Genomic DNA, 18,126 nt, shown 5'->3' with positions numbered 1-18,126 from the left:
GATGGGCTCCGCTTTCGTGCGCTGTGAGCAGGGGGTCACTTCTCGTCGGCGAACGAGGCCAGCGAGGCGGTGACGGTGTCGAGCAGTTCCTTCCAGGACTGCTCGAACTTCTCCACGCCCTCGTCCTCCAGCACCTGGACCACGTCGTCGTAGTCCACGCCCGCGGCGGCGATGGCGTCCATCACGGCCTTGGCGTCGGCGTAGTTGGGCACGATGGTGCCGCCGGTGACCACACCGTGGTCGTCGGTGGCGTCCAGGGTGGCCTCGGGCATGGTGTTGACGGTGCCGGGGGCGACCAGCTCGGTGACGTACAGGGTGTCCGGCAGGGCCGGGTCCTTGACGCCGGTGGAGGCCCAGAGCGGGCGCTGCGGCTTGGCGCCGGCGGCCTCCAGGGCCTTCCAGCGGGCGCTGCCGGCGGTCTTGCCGTCGACGGTGCCGAAGACCTCCTCGTACGCCTGGTAGGCGAGGCGGGCGTTGGCCAGGGCGGCCTTGGAGCGGAGGTCCTTGGCCTCGCCGCCGATCTTGTCCAGGCGCTTGTCGATCTCGGTGTCGACGCGGGAGACGAAGAAGGAGGCGACCGACTCGATCTGGGAGAGGTCCAGGCCCTTGGCCTTGGCGGCCTCCAGGCCGGTCAGGTAGGCGTCGATGACGGCCTTGTAGCGGTCCAGCGAGAAGATCAGCGTGACGTTGACGCTGATGCCCTTGCCGATGACCTCGCCGATCGCGGGCAGGCCGGCCTTGGTGGCGGGGATCTTGATGAAGACGTTCGGGCGGTCGACCAGCCACCACAGCTGCTTGGCCTCGGCCACGGTGGCGGCGGTCTCGTGGGCCAGCCGCGGGTCGACCTCGATGGAGACCCGGCCGTCGCGGCCGTTGGAGGCGTCGTAGACCGGGCGCAGCACGTCGGCGGCGTCGCGCACGTCCGAGGTGGTGATCATGCGGACGGCCTCGTCGGTGGTGACCTTGCGGACGGCGAGGTCGCGCAGCTGGCCGTCGTAGGAGCTGTCGCCGCCGCCGATGGCCTTCTGGAAGATGGTCGGGTTGGTGGTCACGCCCACCACGTGCTTGTGCTGCACCAGCTCGGCGAGGTTGCCGGTGTTCAGCCGCTTGCGGCTGAGGTCGTCCAGCCAGATCGCCACGCCTTCGTCGCTGAGGCGCTTCAGTGCGTCAGTCATGGTGCTTCCGTCCCTTTACTTCTTCTGCTGTGGGGTGGTGTGGGGGCGGGCCGGTGCGCCGATGTGCGGTCGGCGCCCCGGCCCGGTGCCGCTAGCGGTTGACGGCTTCGAGCGAGCGCAGCGCGTTGTGGGCCTCGGCGACCACGCGCTCGGCGGTGATGCCGAACTCCTCGAAGAGCACCTGGTAGTCGGCGGAGGCGCCGAAGTGCTCCAGCGAGACGATCCGGCCGTGGTCGCCGACCAGCTCGCGCCAGCCCTGGGCGATGCCGGCCTCGACCGAGACGCGGGCCTTGACCGACGGCGGCAGCACGCTGTCGCGGTAGGCCTGGTCCTGCTCCTGGAACCACTCGAAGGACGGCAGCGACACGACGCGGGTGGCGATGCCCTCCGCCTCCAGGACCTCGCGGGCCTTGACGGCCAGCTGCACCTCGGAGCCGGTGCCGAGCAGGATCACCTGCGGGGTGCCGGTGGAGGCCTCGGCCAGGATGTAGCCGCCCTTCGCGGTGTCCTCGGCGTTGCCGTAGGACGAGGAGGTGCGGTCGAAGGTCGGGACGTTCTGGCGGGTGAGCGCCAGGCCGACCGGGCCGGGGTTGGTGGTCTGGCGCTCGATGACGGTGCGCCAGGCGACGGCGGTCTCGTTGGCGTCGGCCGGGCGGACCACGGTCAGGCCCGGGATGGCGCGCAGCGAGGCCAGGTGCTCGACCGGCTGGTGGGTCGGGCCGTCCTCGCCGAGGCCGATGGAGTCGTGCGTCCACACGTAGGTGACCGGCAGCTTCATCAGGGCGGCCAGGCGGACGGCCGGGCGCATGTAGTCGGCGAAGACCAGGAAGGTGCCGCCGTAGACGCGGGTCTTCCCGTGCAGCGCGATGCCGTTCATGGTGGAGCCCATGGCGTGCTCGCGGATGCCGAAGTGGATGGTGCGGCCGTAGGGGCCGGCCGACTTCAGCGGGTTGCCGTCGGGGAGGAAGGAGCTGTCCTCGTCGATGGTGGTGAGGTTGGACTCGGCGAGGTCGGCCGAGCCGCCCCAAAGCTCCGGGATCACCGCGCCGAGGGCCTTGAGGGTCTCGCCGCTGGCCTTGCGGGTGGCGACGGCCTTGCCGGCCTCGAAGACCGGAACGGCCTTCTTCCAGCCGTCGGGCAGCTCGCCGGCCTCGATCCGGTCGAACTCGGCGGCGCGCTGCGGGTTGGCGGCGCGCCAGGCGTCGAAGGTCTGCTGCCACTCGGCACGGGTGGCCTTGCCGCGCTGGACGACCAGCCGGGCGTGCTCGATGACCTGGTCGCTGACCTCGAAGGTCTTCTCCGGGTCGAAGCCCAGGACCTTCTTGGTGGCGGCGATCTCGGCGGCGCCGAGCGCGGAGCCGTGGGCCTTGGCGGTGTTCTGGGCGTCCGGGGCCGGCCAGGCGATGATCGTGCGCATCGCGATCATCGACGGGCGGGAGGTCTCGGCCTTCGCGGCGGCCAGCGCCTCGGCCAGCGCGGCGACGTCGATGTCGCCGTTGGCCTTCGGGGTGACGCGCTGGACGTGCCAGCCGTACGCCTCGTAGCGCTTGAGGACGTCCTCGGAGAAGGCGGTCTCGGTGTCGCCCTCGATCGAGATGTGGTTGTCGTCGTACAGGGCGACCAGGTTGCCGAGCTTCTGGTGGCCGGCCAGCGAGGAGGCCTCGGCGGAGATGCCCTCCTCCAGGTCGCCGTCGGAGACGATGGCCCAGATGGTGTGGTCGAACGGCGACTCGCCGGCCGGGGCGTCCGGGTCGAACAGGCCGCGCTCGAAGCGGGCGGCCATGGCCATGCCGACGGCGTTGCCGATGCCCTGGCCGAGCGGGCCGGTGGTGGTCTCGACGCCGGCGGTGTGGCCGTGCTCGGGGTGGCCCGGGGTGCGGCTGCCGGCCACCCGGAAGGCCTTGAGGTCGTCGAGCTCCAGGCCGTAGCCGGAGAAGTAGAGCTGGGTGTAGAGCGTCAGGCTGGTGTGACCGGGGGAGAGGACGAACCGGTCACGGCCGACCCAGGACGGGTCGGTGGGGTCGTGGCGCAGGAAGCGCTGGAAGATCAGGTAGGCGGCGGGGGCCAGCGACATGGCCGTCCCGGGGTGTCCGTTGCCGACCTTCTGAACCGCGTCCATCGCCAGGACACGGGCCGTGTCGACGGTCCGCTCGTCGAGGTCCGACCACTCGAATGCATTCGGCGTCGTGCTCACCCTGTCTCAGGGCTCCTTCCATTGTGAAGAGTGACCCCGTGAGGGACCGGGTCGGCCACGTCGCTGGGGCCGGACGCTGGGTGGTGCCGGTCACGGAGGGTAGATCCCGCTTCTGTGGGCGAGCCTACCGTCCGGGCCGGGGCTCACCCTCCGTGGTGGGACAACTCAGGCATGTTGGCCGTCATTCCCCGGACTGTCCGTGGACGACCGTGCGCCGGCACGGCCCGCCCCTTTGTCCACCCTCGCCCGGATCCGTCCGGTTCGCCTCTCCGGGGTGCGGGACGGGGGACGAGGGCCCCCGCGGGGGCCGCCGCAGCAACGTTCCAGGTCGGGGCGGTGGGGGTTCACCCGGGGGTGTGCGTTCCGCCTCGCCGGGGCACCCCGGGGCCGGTGGGGAGATATGGAGCGTCTAAGGTGGCGTGGTACGCGCAGAGCGGACGATTCGGGAGACAACGTTCCGGTGGCCGCCTGTGAGGATTCATCTTCAGTTGGGGTGTTAGTGACCGCCGTCGAATCCCGTCCCGCCGGGGTCACCGGGGCGAGGCCTGCGCACCGGCCGTTCGGGGCCCGTGTCGGCGCCTTCGTCGCACTGACCAAGCCGCGGATCATCGAGCTGCTGCTGATCACCACGGTTCCGGTGATGTTCCTGGCGGAGCGCGGTGTGCCGGACCTGCTGCTGGTGCTGAAGGTGGTCCTCGGCGGATACCTCTCGGCGGGCGGCGCCAACGCCCTCAACATGTACATCGACCGCGACATCGACGCGGTGATGTCCCGCACCGAGCGCCGGCCGATCGTCACCGGCATGGTCTCGCCGCGCGAGGCGCTGGTGTTCGGCATCGCGCTCGGCGTCCTGTCGACGGTCTGGCTGGGTGTCCTGGTCAACTGGCTGTCCTCGGCGCTGGCGCTGGGCGCACTGCTCTTCTACGTGTTCGTCTACACGCTGGGGCTCAAGCGGCGCACCGCGCAGAACATCGTCTGGGGCGGCATCGCCGGCTGCATGCCGGTCTTCGTCGGCTGGGCGGCCGTCACCAACTCGGTCTCCTGGTCGGCGCTGGTGCTCTTCCTGGTGATCTTCTTCTGGACGCCGCCGCACTACTGGCCGCTGTCGATGAAGGTCCGCGAGGACTACGCCCGGGCCGGGGTGCCGATGCTGCCGGTGATCAAGGGCAACCTGGCGGTTGCCAAGCAGATCGTCGCCTACTCCTGGGTGATGGTGGCGGTCTCCCTGCTGCTGTGGCCGCTGGCCGACACCAGCTGGCTCTACCCGGTGGCGGCGGTGCTGCTCGGCGCGGCCTGGCTCAAGGAGGCGCACGCGCTGTACGGGCGGGCCAAGGCCGGTGTGGTGGGCGCCAAGCTCAAGGAGATGCGGCTGTTCCACTGGTCGATCACCTACCTGACGCTGCTGTTCGTGGTGATCGCGGTGGATCCGTTCGTGAAGTGATGCGCTGACTGCCGAGAAGGCCCCGGTCGATCCGACCGGGGCCTTCTTCTTTCTCCGTGCTTCCGCGCTCTGCCGTTCCGCTACCGGGAGGGGAGCCCGGAGGGGCCGACGTGGCCGTCCAGCCAGTCCTTGAGCGGCTGCGAGGCGTGCAGGAAGCCGGTGATCCGCCGGTACGCGTCCCGGGTGCCCAGCCAGGCCTCCGGGGCCCACTCCTGCCAGGCGATCAGCCCCTTGTGGCGCAGCAGCGCGATCCGCGGGTGGTCCTTGGGGTAGCCGCGCGGGGCGGACTTCAGGGAGTCCCGGCCGACCACCTCGGGGCCCGCCGCGCGGACCCGCTCGACCACCCGCTCCAGCTCCGCGCCCGAGACGTCCTCGGCGACCGCGGCCCGGTAGCGGTCCAGCTGGTCGGCGGCGAGCTGGTACAGCCCGTTGCCGCAGGCCAGGCCGTCGGCGGAGAGCTGGACGTAACCGCCGGCCCGCAGATGGGCGCCGATGTGGGTCTTGTACGGGGACTTGTCGGCGCTGAACCGGACGTCGCGGTTGGGGCGGAAGATCTTGCCCGGCCCGAACTCGGGTTCCAGCTCGGCCAGCAGCCGCTCCATGGGCTCCCGTACGGCGTGCTCGTACTGGCCCTTGTGGGACTGCCAGAAGGTCTTGGAGTTGTCGGCCTCAAGGTGCTCGTAGAAGTCGAGCGCCTCGGCCGGCCAGCCGTCGAAGGTCACCCCTCCAGTATGTGGCCCGGTGCACACGGCGCTCCCGTCGCCAGCGTCGCTACCGCTCGGTAGCATGCGGGCATGAGCAGCGCAGAGACCGCCACCCCCGCCGCGCCGGACGCCCGCGCCGAGCGCCGCGCCAAGCGCATCGCCAAGAACCTGACCGCCTTCGCCGCGCAGCACGGCGGCAGCGCGGACGGCGTCGTCGAGTACGTCGGCGCGGTCGCCACCCGGATCGTGGTGGTCGGCGCCGACGGCGCGTGGGGCGACCAGGTCGCGCCCAGCTACGCGGTGGGCCGCCGCGCCGCCGAACTGGCCGGCGTCACCCTGCACGACTCCTTCGAGGGCGAGCTGGCCCTGAAGGTGCGGACCGGTGCCTACGAGTGGAAGCGGATGGCCGGCCTCCAGCTCGGCGGCTGACCCCTTCCGGCAGGGCGCACGTACGCCGAAGGGCCCCGGTCTCGTCGACCGGGGCCCTTCGTTCGCGTCCGGGGACCGTCAGGCGGCCACGGGCTCGGCGGCGCGGGAGGCCGGGGCGCCGGCCGCGACGGGGGCGTCGTCGCGGGCGCGCAGGGCGAGGGGGATGCGCAGGGCGGCGATCCACAGGACGGCGGCGCCCAGCATGTGGAGGCCGACCAGGATCTCGGGGACGTCCGTGAAGTACTGGACGAAGCCGATCACGGCCTGGAGCAGCAGGCCGATCAGCAGCTCGCGGGCCCGGGCCTTGGCGGCCGGCGGGGCCTTGACCGCCGCGAACACGAAGATCACCGCGATCGACAGGCCGATCGAGAGGAAGGCCAGGTCGGCGTGGGCCTGCGCGAGGCGGTCGTAGTCCACCGGGATGCGCGGGACCATCTTGTTGTCCTGGGGCGTGCCGGGGTGGTGGCCCGCGCCGGTCACCAGGGTGCCGGCGGCCACCAGCAGGCCGATCACACCGACCAGGACGTAGCTGAGCCGCCTGATCGGCTCGGCCACCAGCGGGCGGGCCGGACCGTCCCCCTCCTTGCTGCGCTCCCACATCAGCGTCGCGACCCAGACCAGGCCCATCGCGGCGATCAGGTGCAGCGCCACGGTGTAGGGGTTGAGGCCGGTCAGCACGGTGATGCCGCCGAGCACGGCGTTGCTCATCACCAGCCAGAACTGCGCCCAGCCGAGCTTGGTCAGGCTGTGCCGCCAGGGGCGGTGGCAGCGCGCGGCGAGGATCGCCCAGCCGATGGCGGCGCTCAGGACGTAGGTGAGCATCCGGTTGGTGAACTCGATGACGCCGTGGAAGCCCATCTCGGCGGTCGGGGTCAGGCTCTCGTCGGTGCAGCGGGGCCAGGTGGTGCAGCCGAGGCCGGAGGCGGTGAGCCGGACGGCGCCGCCGGTCACGACGATCACCACGCTCATCACCAGCGCGGCGAACGCGGCGCGCTTGACCATGGCGGCGGAGGGCTGCCAGCGCTCGGCGAGCAGGGAGAAGGGGGTGGTCTTAGGCACGGCGTCCATGGTATGCGGCCTTACGGCCGATCTTGGGGCGGGGCGGCCGGGGCCGCGGCGGCCGAACGGCGGAGTCTTCCCGTGTCGACATAGCGGCAAACCCGCCAATCGTAAAGGGGTGGCAAAAAGGACTCTTCGGGCAAGCCGGTCATTGGTCTTGACCAATCACCCATTTGGCCGAAAGAGTGCGGCTTGGTCCATACCTTTTTCAGGTGGACCCCTCCCACCCCCGCACGTAAGCGGAGAACCTGCACATGCGCATATCCGTACCCGCCGCAGCGCTCGCGCTCGGTGGATCTCTCGTCCTGGCCGGGCTGGTAGCCCCGGCCGCTCAGGCCGCCGACCCGAACCAGTGCCTGACCCTCGGGGTCGCCAACCTCTACGGCGAGTTCGTCGAGACCGACGACACCCACACGCCGGACGCCGAGGGTGCGGTGGCGGTCGGCGGCAACGCCGACTTCACCGGTGGCTTCTCGGTCGGGCAGGAGCTGACCGCCGACCAGGTCAAGGCGCTGCCGGGCGGCAACGCCCTGGTCGTCGCCGGCAAGCTGACCGGTGGCAACACCCAGGTCATGAAGGGTAACGGCATCTACGGCTCGGCCGCAGCCGGCGCCGTGATCCAGGCCCATCAGGGCAACACCGGGCAGGGCGCCTCGCCGATCGACTTCGGCGCCGAGTTCGCCCGGGCGCGCGCCGTCGCCACCACGCTGGCGGGGCTGCCGCAGACCGCCGGTGCCACCGTCGAGGCCAAGGGCAAGGAGCTCTACCTCACCAGCGGCGACGCCAAGTTCAACAGCTTCACGGTCCCCGCGGCCACCCTGCAGGGCGCCACCGACATCTTCGTGAAGGTGCCGGCCGGCGCGGTCACCGTGGTCACCGTGACCGGTGCCTCGTACGACCAGGCGGCCGCGAAGACCACCGGCTTCCACCTGTGGGACGAGGGCAAGAAGGCCTACGTCCTGGACGACAAGGTGCAGAGCGCGCACGGCGGTGCCATCCGCTCCAAGCTGCTCTGGAACTTCCCGACCGCCACCAAGGTGGTCAAGAGCAGCTCGGCCGCCTGGTCCGGCACCGTGCTGGCGCCGAACGCCGCGTTCGACCTCGGCTCGGCCGCCCCGGTGAACGGCTCGGTCATCGTCAAGTCGCTGAGCGGCAAGGGCGGTGCGGAGACGCACCACTACCCGTTCACCGGCTGCCTGCCGAACGTCGTGCCGCCCACCACGCCGCCGACCGCCCCGGCCACCACGCCGCCGGTGGTGGTGCCGACCGGTACGCCGTCCGCCACCACCACGCCGTCGACGCCGGCCACGCCCGGCACCACCGGTACGCCGAGCACCCCGCCGACCACCCCCGGCACCACCGGTACGCCCGCTCCGTCCGTGACGCCGGGCGGCTCGGGCAGCCCGTCCGCGTCGGGTGCGGCCGCGCCGTCCGCGAGCGCCTCGGCGAGCCCGTCGGCCTCCGCCTCCGGCGCGGCGGTCCTGCCGGCCGCGGCCGCGAGCCCGTCGGCCCAGGCCAACGCCGGGGGCGACCTCGCCCACACCGGCTCCGGCCCGGTCGTGCCGCTGGCGATCGGCGGCGCGGTGGTGATCGCCGCCGGTGGCGCGCTCGTCCTGGTCGCGCGTCGGCGCAAGGCGGCCGCCCAGGTCTGAGCCCGCCACGGGATCGTTCCGGCTCCGGCCGGAACGATCCGGCCTGGCCGCCACTGATCCGGATTGCCCGATCAGGCACCCCCGGTGATCGCAAACGATCACCGGGGGTCGTGCTTTTCGGCCACTCTGGCAGAGTTCACTTCACGTTGGGCGAAGGGGCGTCGTCCGAGGCAGCGGGTGTGATGGGCTGCCGATGCACAGGCCGGTGCGGACGCCTAGAGGAAATCCGGCCGCGCAGCGGGGTGTGGAGGGGTGCGGGGGTGCCGGTAGAGTCCCCCGGACAGTCGTAGCGGGCCACCGCTGTTCCACTCAATACGCCTGCTGCACAACACCGTTCGGAGGGGACAACGAGATGGCGCGACAGCGGCGGCAGACAGGGATCGGAACCGGGGCGGCGATCGCGGGCACGGCGGCGGCGGCCGTCCTGCTGCCGGTGGTGCTGGCGACCAGCGCCTCGGCGCACGTGCCGACCTGGCAGGTGACCTGCGACAAGATCGTGATCGACCTGACCAACTACAGCCCCGACGCCAACATCAAGAACGTCGTCAGCCTGAGCATCGACGGCGTGAAGCTGCTCGACCAGCAGGTGTTCGGCAAGGAGTTCCACCAGACCTTCCCGGTGGCCGCGCACAGCGTGCCGGTCGACGCCACCTTCGTGGTGACCACCACCGAGGACCCGAAGAACAACGACTGGAACAAGACGGAGACCAAGACCATCCCGGTCTGCGCGACCCCGACGCCCACCCCGACGCCGACGCCGACGCCGACTCCCACGCCGACGCCGACCCCGACCCCCACGCCGACTCCCACTCCCACCCTCACGCCGACGCCGACTCCCACGCCGACGCCGACCCCGACCCCCACGCCGACCCCCAGCCGTACGGCGACGCCGAGTCCGACGCCCACGGTGACGCCCACCCCGAGCCGCACGCCCACCCCGACGCCGACCCCGACCGCGACGCCCACCCCGGTCGCGCCGGCGCTCGCCCAGACCGGTAGCAGCGACGCCACCCCGGTCATCGCGGCCGTCGGCGGCGGCGTGGTGCTGCTCGGCGGCGCGCTCCTGCTGCTCGCCCGTCGCCGCCGCGGCGGCAACACCGAGGGCTGACGCACACACGACGGGCAGCCGCGAGGGCTCCTCGCTCGGATGAGCGACGAGCCCTCGCGGTCTGCTGTGGGGCGGGCCACGAAGGTTGAGTACGAGTACTCATTCACGCCGCCGGGCGGACCCGACAGACTGTGCGGCATCACGATCCCGAGACGACGCACAGGGGGGAACCGTGCCGAATCCCGATCTTGCTTCGGAGTTCAAGGTCAATCCGGCAGTGTTGGCGAGCTGCGGACAGAGTGCCCAGTACATAGCGAGCCAGGTGCCGGGGGACACGACGAAGATCATCGCGCCGAGCAATCAGGCAGCCGCCACGCTGCAGGGCTGGCTCACGGCAACCGCGATACAGAACTGCGGCACGAACTGGAAGACGCTGCTGGACAAGCTCTCCGGCGGCATGGCGGACACCGGCTCCAAGCTCGTCCAGACGGCGGCCTACTACCGGCAGGGCGAGCAGAGCGTCTATGCCCACCTCCGCGGCGCGGCGGGCCCTGCTCGGACCGGACCGGCGCCGGTGCCGGAGACCGATCCGTTCGGGACGGTCCTGACGGGCGGGAACTCCTCTGCCGCCGCCACGGCGCGTGCCGCCGCAGAGCGGAAGGCCCAGTAGCCGGTGGACATCACGAGCCTCTACAACGCCAACATCAACAACATCACTACGGCGAAGAACGCCTTCGATGCTCTGGCCAAGGCTTTCGGGCAGCACGTGGAAGCCTGGAAGCACGAGGTCGCCGACCGGCTGAGCGCCTCGCACTGGACCGGTCCCACCTCCAACGTGGCCCAAGGCCGCGTCGCGGATCTGGGTGGCGAACTGCAGGCCGCCCGGCAGGAGCTGTCGTTCGTCAGCAAGGCGCTGGCCAATGCCGCCGAACAGTTCGCGCTCGCCCAGTCCCACTTGATCAGCGCCCTGGACGACGCCAAGAACGCGAAGCTCAACGTCGCCCCGGACGGGCGGATCACGTGGGACAACGAGCCCTCCTCCCCGAACTTCGCCGGCGCCGGCGCCGAGACGACCGCAGTCGCCGTCAGCGGCCGCATCACCGCCGCGCTCAACGAGGCGGCCCATGCCGACCAGGAGATCAGTACGAGGCTGAATCACCTGGCGTCCAACGCGAGCAACGGCACCGGACTGAACGCCGCCACCGTGGCACAGGACCAGGCCGCCGAGACCGCCCGCGAGAACATACCCGTCGCGGGCACCGACCCGAACAGTGTCAAGCAGTGGTGGAACGGCCTCACCGAGGCTCAGCAGCAGAAGTTCATCGAGGCCCACCCCGACCGGATCGGCAACCTCGACGGCATCCCGGCCGTGGCCCGGGACCGGGCCAATCGCATCACCCTGCAGCAGGCCAAGCAGGACCTCCAGTCCCAGCTCGACCACCTGGGTCCCGAGCCGCCCGCGAAGATCGCGGGCGCGAGCGGCGCTGTGTCGAACCCCGCCCACGACGAGTGGGAGAGGAGGAAGGCCCTCCTGCAGGAGCAGCTCAACGGTGCGAACGCCATCGACAAGCGGCTGACGACCAAGGCCGACGAGCGGAATCCGCCAAGCTACCTGCTGGGCTTCGACACCAGGGGCAACGGCCACGCCATCGTCGCCGTCAACAACCCGGACACCGCTGACAACGTCTCGACGTACGTCCCCGGTACCGGGGCGCGGCTCGGGGGCATCGAGGGGGACATCATCCGCTCGGACCGGATGGTCGCCTCGGCGACCGAAGCCAACAAGAAGGCAGGGGACCCGAGGACCACGTCGTCCATCACCTGGGTCGGCTACGACGCACCACAGTCGATCGTTCCGGACGCGACGAAGGACACGTACGCGAGAAACGCGTCGAACAGCTTGCACAGCTTCGAGACCGGCCTCCGAGCCACGCACGAGGGGACTCCGTCCAACAACACGATCCTTGCCCACAGCTACGGGACCACGACTGTCGGCTACGCCCTGCGTGACAAGGGTCTGCCCGTCGACAACGTCGTCCTGGTCGCCAGTCCTGGCGCCGGTGTGGAGCACGCTCGTGACCTCGGCGTCGATCCGTCCCACGTCTTTGTCGCGAAGGGCGACATCGACAAGATCGACATGGCACCCGCTCTGAGTGCCGACAAGTTGGTGAGCAACGGTGTCAACAACCTCGGCTCCTGGTACGGCGTCGTCCAGGATCCCAACCACCACTTGATCCACGGGCGGGATCCCATGATTCCGGACTTTGGCGCACGGGTGATCCCGACCGACCCCGGAACGGGGCACTCCGACTACTGGAACCCTCATTCGAAGTCCCTGCAGGTCATGGGAGAGATCATTGCGGGAAGGAAATGATGGGAATCGCCAGGCGTGCCATCGAGACCTTCGGGCGGTCCGGGCGGGTGGCCCTCGCCGCCGCACTGGCAACCTCGATGCTGGCTCTGAGCTCCTGCGGAGTGGAGACCGTTTCGGAGCGGAGGAAGGCCACGATCACGCTGGACCAGGCCAAAGCCCAGGTTGACAGCTACGTGGCAGAGATCCTGGCGAAGCTGCCGCTCCAGCCCCTCGCGAGCCAGTCGGGTGACTTCGTCGATTCCTTCTGCGACTCCAATGACATAGGTCCGCACGGCAGGAAGCAGACCTCACGCGACTACGGTTTCGGGGACGTGCCACCGCAGACCAAGGCGGAGGCTGCTGCCGCGTTCCGAACTCTTCTGATGGGCAAGGGATTCGAGGTGGCCCCCGAGGCCACTCTTGACTGGGTGAAGCTGCGGAACCCCAAGGACAAGTTCGTGGCGGTTCTCAACGGGGTGTCGGACGGCAGCCACAATCTCTCACTGGGCGTCAGTACGCCCTGTGTCTGGCCGAACGGGACGCCGTCCCCCTGACGTCGGACAGCGACTCGAAGCGTCCGCCCCTCGCTCGGCCGAGCGAGGGGCGGACGTGTGATCCGGAGGCGTGCGGCTACTCCCAGCGGAAGAAGCGGGCGGCGGCCGCGAGTCCGGCCACGGCCCAGACGGCCAGGATGGCGAGGTCGGCCCAGGGGGTGCCGGCGCCGGACTGGAGGACCGAGCGGAGGCCGTCCGAGAGGGCGGCGATCGGGAGGAGCTCCAGGACGGACTGGACGGCGGCGGGGAACTTCGAGAGCGGGACGATCACGCCGCCGGCCAGCAGCAGCAGGACGAAGACCAGGTTGGCGGCGGCCAGCGTGGCCTCCGCGCGCAGGGTGCCGGCCATCAGCAGGCCGAGGCCGGAGAAGGCGGCGGTGCCGAGGACGAGCAGGGCGGCCACGGTGAGGGGGTTGCCCTGCGGGGACCAGCCGAGGGCCAGGGCGATCACCGACAGCAGCGCCACCTGGAGCGCCTCGGTGACCAGCACGCAGCCGGTCTTCGCGGTCAGCAGCGCCCAGCGGGGGAGCGGGCTGGCGCCCAGGCGCTTCAGCACGCCGTAGCGGCGCTCGAAGCCGGTGGCGATCGCCTGGCCGGTGAACGCGGTGGACATCACCGCGAGCGCGAGCAGCCCCGGGGCGAGGAAGTCGACCCGCTTGCCCGGCCCCTCCACGGCGACGATGTCCACGGCGGAGAAGAGCACCAGCAGCACCGTCGGGATGACCACGGTGAGCAGCAGCTGCTCCCCGTTGCGCAGCAGCATCCGGGTCTCGAACGCGGTCTGGGCGAGCAGCATCCGGCCGACCGGTGCGGCCCCCGGCCGCGGGGCGTAGTCGGTGGTGGTCATGAGCGCAGGTCCCGTCCGGTCAGGTCGAGGAAGACGTCTTCGAGGCTGCGGCGCTGCACCGCGAGCCGTTCGGGCAGGATCCCGCCGGCCGCGCACCAGGCGGTGACGGTGGCCAGCAGCTGCGGGTCGACCGGTGCCTCGACGCGGTAGCCGCCGGGGGAGGTCTCGGCGGCGGTGGCGCCCTCGGGCAGCTCCTTGAGCAGGGTGGCGAGGTCCAGCCCGGGCGGGCCGTCGAAGCGCACGGTGGACTCGGCGCCGCCGCGGCAGAGCTCCTCCGGGGTGCCCTCGGTGATCACCTTGCCGCGGTCGACGATCGCGACCCGGTCGGCGAGCTGCTCGGCCTCCTCCATGTGGTGGGTGGTGACCACCACGGTGACGCCGTCCCGGCGCAGGTCGCGGACCAGCTCCCAGGTGGCGCGGCGGGCCTGCGGGTCCAGGCCCGCGGTGGGCTCGTCCAGGAAGACCAGCTCGGGGCGGCCGACCACGGCCATCGCCAGCGCCAGCCGCTGCTGCTGCCCGCCGGAGAGCCGCCGGTAGGTGGTGCGGCCGCAGGAGCCGAGGCCGAGCCGCTCGACCAGCGCGTCGACGTCCAGCGGATGGGCGTGCAGCCTGGCGGTGTGCCGGAGCATCTCGACCGCGCGGGCGCCCGCGTACACGCCGCCGGACTGCAGCATCACGCCGATCCGCGGGCGCAGCTCGGCGCTCTGGGCGACCGGGTCGAGGCCGAGCACGCGCACGGTGCCGGCGTCCGGGCGGCGGTAGCCCTCGCAGGTCTCGATGGTGGTGGTCTTGCCGGCGCCGTTGGGGCCGAGAACGGCGGTGACGGCGCCGCGCGCGATGCTGAGGTCGAGACCGTCCACCGCGGGCTTGTCCCCGTAGCGCTTGACCAGCCCGGTGATCTGGACCGCGGGTTCGGATTGCATACGGGTGAGTCTAAGAGGCCCCAACAGGCCGTTTGCACGCTGGGCTTGATCACTTCATCCGCTGGTCAGGTAAGGCTTACCTGCGTGACAGATGCCACGGGTGAGGCCTGGATCACGGCTTGTCCTGCCGGAAGTAATTACGCAACACTGGTGTTGTGAAAAACATGCGCGAGCACCCGACGCAGCAGGAGGCCGAGTCGGCCCCTGGCTGCGCCGTGCCCGCGACGGCGGCCGAGGTGCTGCTGGACGGCCACCGCGCCACCCGGGACCGGGTCGCCCGTTCGATCCTGGACCACGGTCCCTCCTCCGCCGCCGACCTGGCGAACCGGCTCGGCCTCACCGCCGCCGCCGTCCGCCGTCACCTGGACGGACTGGCCGCCGCCGGCCTGGTCGAGTCCCGCGACCAGCGGGTCTACGGCAGCCGCGGCCGGGGCCGCCCGGCCAAGGTCTTCGCCCTCACCGACGCCGGCCGGGACGCCTTCTACCAGGAGTACGACCAGCTCGCCGCCGACGCCCTGCGCTGGATCTCCGACTCGGTCGGCGGCGGCAAGGCCGGGGAGGAGGCGGTGGCCGCCTTCGCCCGGGCCCGGTTCGGCCGGCAGGCGGAGAAGTACCTGGAGACCCTGCGTTCCACCGGGGCGGCGGAACGCACCGAGGCACTGGCCCAGGCGCTGAGTGCCGACGGGTACGCTGCCACGGTGCGGAGGGTCCCGTCGGCCGCGGCGAAGGCCCCGGCGGGCGCCCAGCTCTGCCAGCACCACTGCCCGGTCGCGCACATCGCCGAGCAGTTCCCGCAGCTCTGCGAGGCGGAGACCGAGGTCTTCTCCCAGCTGCTGGGCACCCATGTGCAACGGCTGGCCACCATCGCCCACGGCGACGGGGTCTGCACCACCTATGTGCCGGCACCCGGTGCCGCATCGTCGCCCGCCCTGCGCACCGCCGCGGGCCGGGACACCGGTGCCGCGCCGACTGCCGGTACGTCCACCGATGATTCAGCGTCCGCGCGTTAGGAAGCCCGCATGACTGACACCGTTTCGCACCCCGAGCTCGAAGGCCTCGGCACTTACGAGTACGGCTGGGCCGACCCGGACGTGGCCGGCGCCGCCGCCAAGCGCGGACTGAACGAGGACGTCGTCCGCGACATCTCGGCCAAGAAGAACGAGTCCGAGTGGATGCTGAACCTGCGTCTCAAGGGCCTCAAGCTGTTCGGGAAGAAGCCCATGCCGACCTGGGGCTCCGACCTGTCCGGCATCGACTTCGACAACATCAAGTACTTCGTCCGCTCCACCGAGAAGCAGGCCGAGTCCTGGGAGGACCTGCCGGCGGACATCAAGGCGACGTACGACAAGCTGGGCATCCCGGAGGCGGAGAAGCAGCGCCTGGTCGCCGGTGTCGCCGCCCAGTACGAGTCCGAGGTCGTCTACCACCAGATCCGCGAGGACCTGGAGGAGCAGGGCGTCATCTTCCTGGACACCGACACCGCGCTGCGCGAGCACCCGGAGCTCTTCAAGGAGTACTTCGGCACCGTCATCCCGGCCGGCGACAACAAGTTCGCCGCGCTGAACACGGCGGTGTGGTCCGGCGGCTCCTTCATCTACGTGCCGAAGGGCGTGCAGGTCGACATCCCGCTGCAGGCCTACTTCCGGATCAACACCGAGAACATGGGCCAGTTCGAGCGGACGCTGATCATCGTCGACGAGGACGCCTACGTCCACTACGTCGAGGGCTGCACCGCGCCGATCTACTCCTCCGACTCGCTGCACTCGGCGGTCGTGGAGATCATCGTCAAGAAGGGCGGCCGCTGCCGCTACACGACGATCCAGAACTGGTCGAACAACGTCTACAACCTGGTCACCAAGCGCGCCGTGGCGTACGAGGGCGCGACCATGGAGTGGATCGACGGCAACATCGGTTCCAAGGTCACCATGAAGTACCCGGCCGTCTACCTGATGGGCGAGCACGCCAAGGGCGAGACCCTGTCCATCGCCTTCGCCGGCGAGGGCCAGCACCAGGACGCCGGCGCCAAGATGGTCCACATGGCGCCGAACACCTCCTCCAACATCGTCTCCAAGTCGGTGGCCCGGGGCGGCGGCCGCACCTCGTACCGCGGTCTGATCGAGATCGGCGAGGGCTCCAAGGGCGCCAAGTCCAACGTGCTCTGCGACGCGCTGCTAGTCGACACCATCTCGCGCTCGGACACCTACCCCTACGTGGACGTCCGCGAGGACGACGTGTCCATGGGCCACGAGGCGACCGTCTCCAAGGTCAGCGAGGACCAGCTCTTCTACCTGATGAGCCGCGGCATGACCGAGTTCGAGGCCATGGCGATGATCGTCCGCGGCTTCGTCGAGCCGATCGCGCGCGAGCTGCCGATGGAGTACGCGCTGGAGCTGAACCGGCTGATCGAGCTGCAGATGGAGGGCTCCGTCGGCTGACCCGCCGGCCGCCCCGCCGTCCATCGACACGTATTTTGAGGAAGAGAGCACAACGAACAGCCATGGCTGACACGCCTTTGAATGTCGCTGCGAACAACGCCGGCTCCACCACCGCCGGTTCGATCGAGGTCGGCACCGCTGGCGCCGGCGCCCAGCTGGCCGGCCCCGGCACCGGCCGGGACAGCGTCCGGCAGCCGATCGACGCCCGCGTCGCGGTCGAGCCGTCCTACGACGTCGCGGACTTCCCGGTGCCCACCGGCCGCGAGGAGGACTGGCGGTTCACTCCGCTGCACCGCCTCGCCGGCCTGCACGACGGCACCGCCGCCGAGGCCGAGAAGGGCGAGGACAAGGTCGAGCTGAGCCTGCCCGAGGGCGTCACCGCCGAGGCCGTCGGCCGCGACGACGCCCGCCTCGGCAAGGCCGGCAAGCCGGTCGACCGGGTCGCCGCGCAGGCGTTCAGCGCCTTCGAGCAGGCGCTCGTGGTCACCGTCCCCAAGGAGACGGTGCTCACCGAGCCGGTGCGGATCGACGTGCACGGCGAGGGCGGCACCCGCTTCGCGCACGTGGTCATCGACGTCAAGCCGTTCGCCGAGGCCGTCGTGGTCCTGGGCCACACCGGCACTGGCACCCGGGCCGCCAACGTCGAGCTGCTCGTCGGCGACGGCGCCAAGCTCACCTTCGTCTCCGTCCAGGACTGGGACCGCGACGCCGTGCACGTCGCCCAGCAGACCGCGCTGATCGGCCGCGATGCCTCGCTGAAGTCCGTCGTCGTCACCTTCGGCGGCGACGTGGTCCGCCTGCACCCGCGGGTCGCCTACGCCGCGCCCGGTGGCGAGGCCGAGCTGTTCGGCCTCTACTTCGCCGACGCCGGCCAGCACCTGGAGCACCGGCTGGTCATCGACCACGACACCCCGCACTGCCGCTCCAACGTCGTCTACAAGGGCGCGCTGCAGGGCCAGGACGCGCACGCCGTGTGGATCGGCGACGTGCTGATCCGCGCCGCCGCCGAGGGCACCGACACCTACGAGCACAACCGCAACCTGGTGCTCACCGACGGTGCCCGGGTCGACTCCGTGCCGAACCTGGAGATCGAGACCGGCGAGATCGTCGGCGCCGGCCACGCCTCCGCCACCGGCCGCTTCGACGACGAGCAGCTCTTCTACCTGCAGGCCCGCGGCATCCCGGCCGACGAGGCCCGCCGCCTGGTGGTGCGCGGCTTCTTCGCCGAGCTGGTCCAGCAGATCGGCGTCGCCGAGATCCAGGACCACCTCATGGAGAAGATCGAGGCCGAGCTGGAAGCGGCGGTCTGACA

At 70.9% G+C, this 18,126-nt stretch carries 16 protein-coding genes; 10 read left to right on the top strand and 6 right to left on the bottom strand.

What is annotated here, in order from left to right; translation table 11 throughout:
* Positions 1-35: 35 nt before the first annotated feature.
* Together tal and tkt are read right to left on the bottom strand one after the other, a co-directional pair.
* Positions 36-1,175, bottom strand: a complete 1,140-nt coding sequence (gene tal / locus ACFVVU_RS11370) for a transaldolase (protein WP_380688775.1) — start codon at positions 1,173-1,175, stop codon at positions 36-38.
* A 91-nt stretch (positions 1,176-1,266) separates the two neighbouring features.
* Entirely contained in the window at positions 1,267-3,369 is a 2,103-nt protein-coding gene (gene tkt, locus ACFVVU_RS11365) for a transketolase (RefSeq protein WP_380688737.1), read from the bottom strand.
* A gap of 499 nt (positions 3,370-3,868) precedes the next feature.
* On the opposite strand from tkt, the gene ACFVVU_RS11360 reads away from it, so the two are divergent.
* Entirely contained in the window at positions 3,869-4,810 is a 942-nt protein-coding gene (locus tag ACFVVU_RS11360; RefSeq protein ID WP_380688739.1) for a heme o synthase, read from the top strand.
* A gap of 80 nt (positions 4,811-4,890) precedes the next feature.
* Here ACFVVU_RS11360 and ACFVVU_RS11355 read toward each other — a convergent pair whose 3' ends face one another.
* A complete protein-coding gene (locus tag ACFVVU_RS11355) occupies positions 4,891-5,532 on the bottom strand; it encodes a DUF2461 domain-containing protein (protein ID WP_380688741.1) in 642 nt (213 codons plus the stop codon).
* 72 nt (positions 5,533-5,604) lie between these two features.
* Between ACFVVU_RS11355 and ACFVVU_RS11350 the strand changes: the two genes are divergently transcribed.
* Positions 5,605-5,943, top strand: coding sequence for a hypothetical protein (locus ACFVVU_RS11350; RefSeq protein WP_355369120.1), 339 nt, complete (start codon positions 5,605-5,607; stop codon positions 5,941-5,943).
* Between the two features lie 78 nt (positions 5,944-6,021).
* Here ACFVVU_RS11350 and ACFVVU_RS11345 read toward each other — a convergent pair whose 3' ends face one another.
* Positions 6,022-7,011, bottom strand: coding sequence for a heme A synthase (locus ACFVVU_RS11345; RefSeq protein WP_380689426.1), 990 nt, complete (start codon positions 7,009-7,011; stop codon positions 6,022-6,024).
* 245 nt (positions 7,012-7,256) lie between these two features.
* On the opposite strand from ACFVVU_RS11345, the gene ACFVVU_RS11340 reads away from it, so the two are divergent.
* The 5 genes from ACFVVU_RS11340 (at position 7,257) to ACFVVU_RS11320 (ending at position 12,609) form a co-directional block, all read left to right on the top strand.
* The gene (locus ACFVVU_RS11340) at positions 7,257-8,654 is read left to right on the top strand and encodes a choice-of-anchor A family protein (RefSeq protein WP_387789408.1); all 1,398 of its coding nucleotides are present in this window, start codon (positions 7,257-7,259) and stop codon (positions 8,652-8,654) included.
* Between the two features lie 352 nt (positions 8,655-9,006).
* A complete protein-coding gene (locus ACFVVU_RS11335) occupies positions 9,007-9,762 on the top strand; it encodes an LAETG motif-containing sortase-dependent surface protein (protein WP_387789406.1) in 756 nt (251 codons plus the stop codon).
* A 172-nt stretch (positions 9,763-9,934) separates the two neighbouring features.
* Entirely contained in the window at positions 9,935-10,372 is a 438-nt protein-coding gene (locus ACFVVU_RS11330; RefSeq protein WP_387789404.1) for a hypothetical protein, read from the top strand.
* 3 nt (positions 10,373-10,375) lie between these two features.
* Positions 10,376-12,076 carry an alpha/beta hydrolase gene (locus ACFVVU_RS11325; RefSeq protein ID WP_387789403.1) on the top strand — a complete coding sequence of 567 codons (1,701 nt, stop codon included), beginning with the start codon at positions 10,376-10,378 and terminating at the stop codon, positions 12,074-12,076.
* Entirely contained in the window at positions 12,073-12,609 is a 537-nt protein-coding gene (locus ACFVVU_RS11320; RefSeq protein WP_387789401.1) for a hypothetical protein, read from the top strand. The genes ACFVVU_RS11325 and ACFVVU_RS11320 overlap by 4 nt, the downstream gene beginning before the upstream one ends.
* Positions 12,610-12,685: 76 nt before the next feature.
* Here ACFVVU_RS11320 and ACFVVU_RS11315 read toward each other — a convergent pair whose 3' ends face one another.
* The gene (locus ACFVVU_RS11315) at positions 12,686-13,456 is read right to left on the bottom strand and encodes an ABC transporter permease (protein WP_380686134.1); all 771 of its coding nucleotides are present in this window, start codon (positions 13,454-13,456) and stop codon (positions 12,686-12,688) included.
* The gene (locus tag ACFVVU_RS11310) at positions 13,453-14,379 is read right to left on the bottom strand and encodes an ABC transporter ATP-binding protein (protein ID WP_387789399.1); all 927 of its coding nucleotides are present in this window, start codon (positions 14,377-14,379) and stop codon (positions 13,453-13,455) included. Before ACFVVU_RS11310 ends, ACFVVU_RS11315 begins: the two co-directional genes overlap by 4 nt.
* 164 nt (positions 14,380-14,543) lie before the next feature.
* Between ACFVVU_RS11310 and ACFVVU_RS11305 the strand changes: the two genes are divergently transcribed.
* From ACFVVU_RS11305 to sufD, 3 genes are all read left to right on the top strand, one after another.
* The gene (locus ACFVVU_RS11305; protein WP_387789397.1) at positions 14,544-15,389 is read left to right on the top strand and encodes a helix-turn-helix transcriptional regulator; all 846 of its coding nucleotides are present in this window, start codon (positions 14,544-14,546) and stop codon (positions 15,387-15,389) included.
* A 9-nt stretch (positions 15,390-15,398) separates the two neighbouring features.
* Entirely contained in the window at positions 15,399-16,814 is a 1,416-nt protein-coding gene (sufB, locus tag ACFVVU_RS11300) for a Fe-S cluster assembly protein SufB (RefSeq protein WP_380686140.1), read from the top strand.
* A 62-nt stretch (positions 16,815-16,876) separates the two neighbouring features.
* The gene (gene sufD, locus ACFVVU_RS11295) at positions 16,877-18,124 is read left to right on the top strand and encodes a Fe-S cluster assembly protein SufD (RefSeq protein WP_380686143.1); all 1,248 of its coding nucleotides are present in this window, start codon (positions 16,877-16,879) and stop codon (positions 18,122-18,124) included.
* Positions 18,125-18,126: the final 2 nt, after the last annotated feature.

The sequence above is a fragment of the Kitasatospora sp. NPDC057965 genome, from assembly GCF_042887135.1.
Lineage (GTDB): Bacteria > Actinomycetota > Actinomycetes > Streptomycetales > Streptomycetaceae > Kitasatospora.
This window is presented reverse-complemented; position numbering and strand designations above follow the sequence as displayed.

What these genes read in the sequence shown, in the direction of transcription:
- sufD (WP_380686143.1), top strand. Translation starts at nt 16,877, where the DNA reads ATGGCTGACACGCCTTTGAATGTCGCTGCGAACAACGCCGGCTCCACC.
- ACFVVU_RS11345 (WP_380689426.1), bottom strand. Translation starts at nt 7,011, where the DNA reads ATGGACGCCGTGCCTAAGACCACCCCCTTCTCCCTGCTCGCCGAGCGC.
- tal (WP_380688775.1), bottom strand. Translation starts at nt 1,175, where the DNA reads ATGACTGACGCACTGAAGCGCCTCAGCGACGAAGGCGTGGCGATCTGG.
- ACFVVU_RS11310 (WP_387789399.1), bottom strand. Translation starts at nt 14,379, where the DNA reads ATGCAATCCGAACCCGCGGTCCAGATCACCGGGCTGGTCAAGCGCTAC.
- ACFVVU_RS11315 (WP_380686134.1), bottom strand. Translation starts at nt 13,456, where the DNA reads ATGACCACCACCGACTACGCCCCGCGGCCGGGGGCCGCACCGGTCGGC.
- ACFVVU_RS11305 (WP_387789397.1), top strand. Translation starts at nt 14,544, where the DNA reads ATGCGCGAGCACCCGACGCAGCAGGAGGCCGAGTCGGCCCCTGGCTGC.
- ACFVVU_RS11350 (WP_355369120.1), top strand. Translation starts at nt 5,605, where the DNA reads ATGAGCAGCGCAGAGACCGCCACCCCCGCCGCGCCGGACGCCCGCGCC.
- ACFVVU_RS11320 (WP_387789401.1), top strand. Translation starts at nt 12,073, where the DNA reads ATGATGGGAATCGCCAGGCGTGCCATCGAGACCTTCGGGCGGTCCGGG.
- sufB (WP_380686140.1), top strand. Translation starts at nt 15,399, where the DNA reads ATGACTGACACCGTTTCGCACCCCGAGCTCGAAGGCCTCGGCACTTAC.
- ACFVVU_RS11335 (WP_387789406.1), top strand. Translation starts at nt 9,007, where the DNA reads ATGGCGCGACAGCGGCGGCAGACAGGGATCGGAACCGGGGCGGCGATC.
- ACFVVU_RS11340 (WP_387789408.1), top strand. Translation starts at nt 7,257, where the DNA reads ATGCGCATATCCGTACCCGCCGCAGCGCTCGCGCTCGGTGGATCTCTC.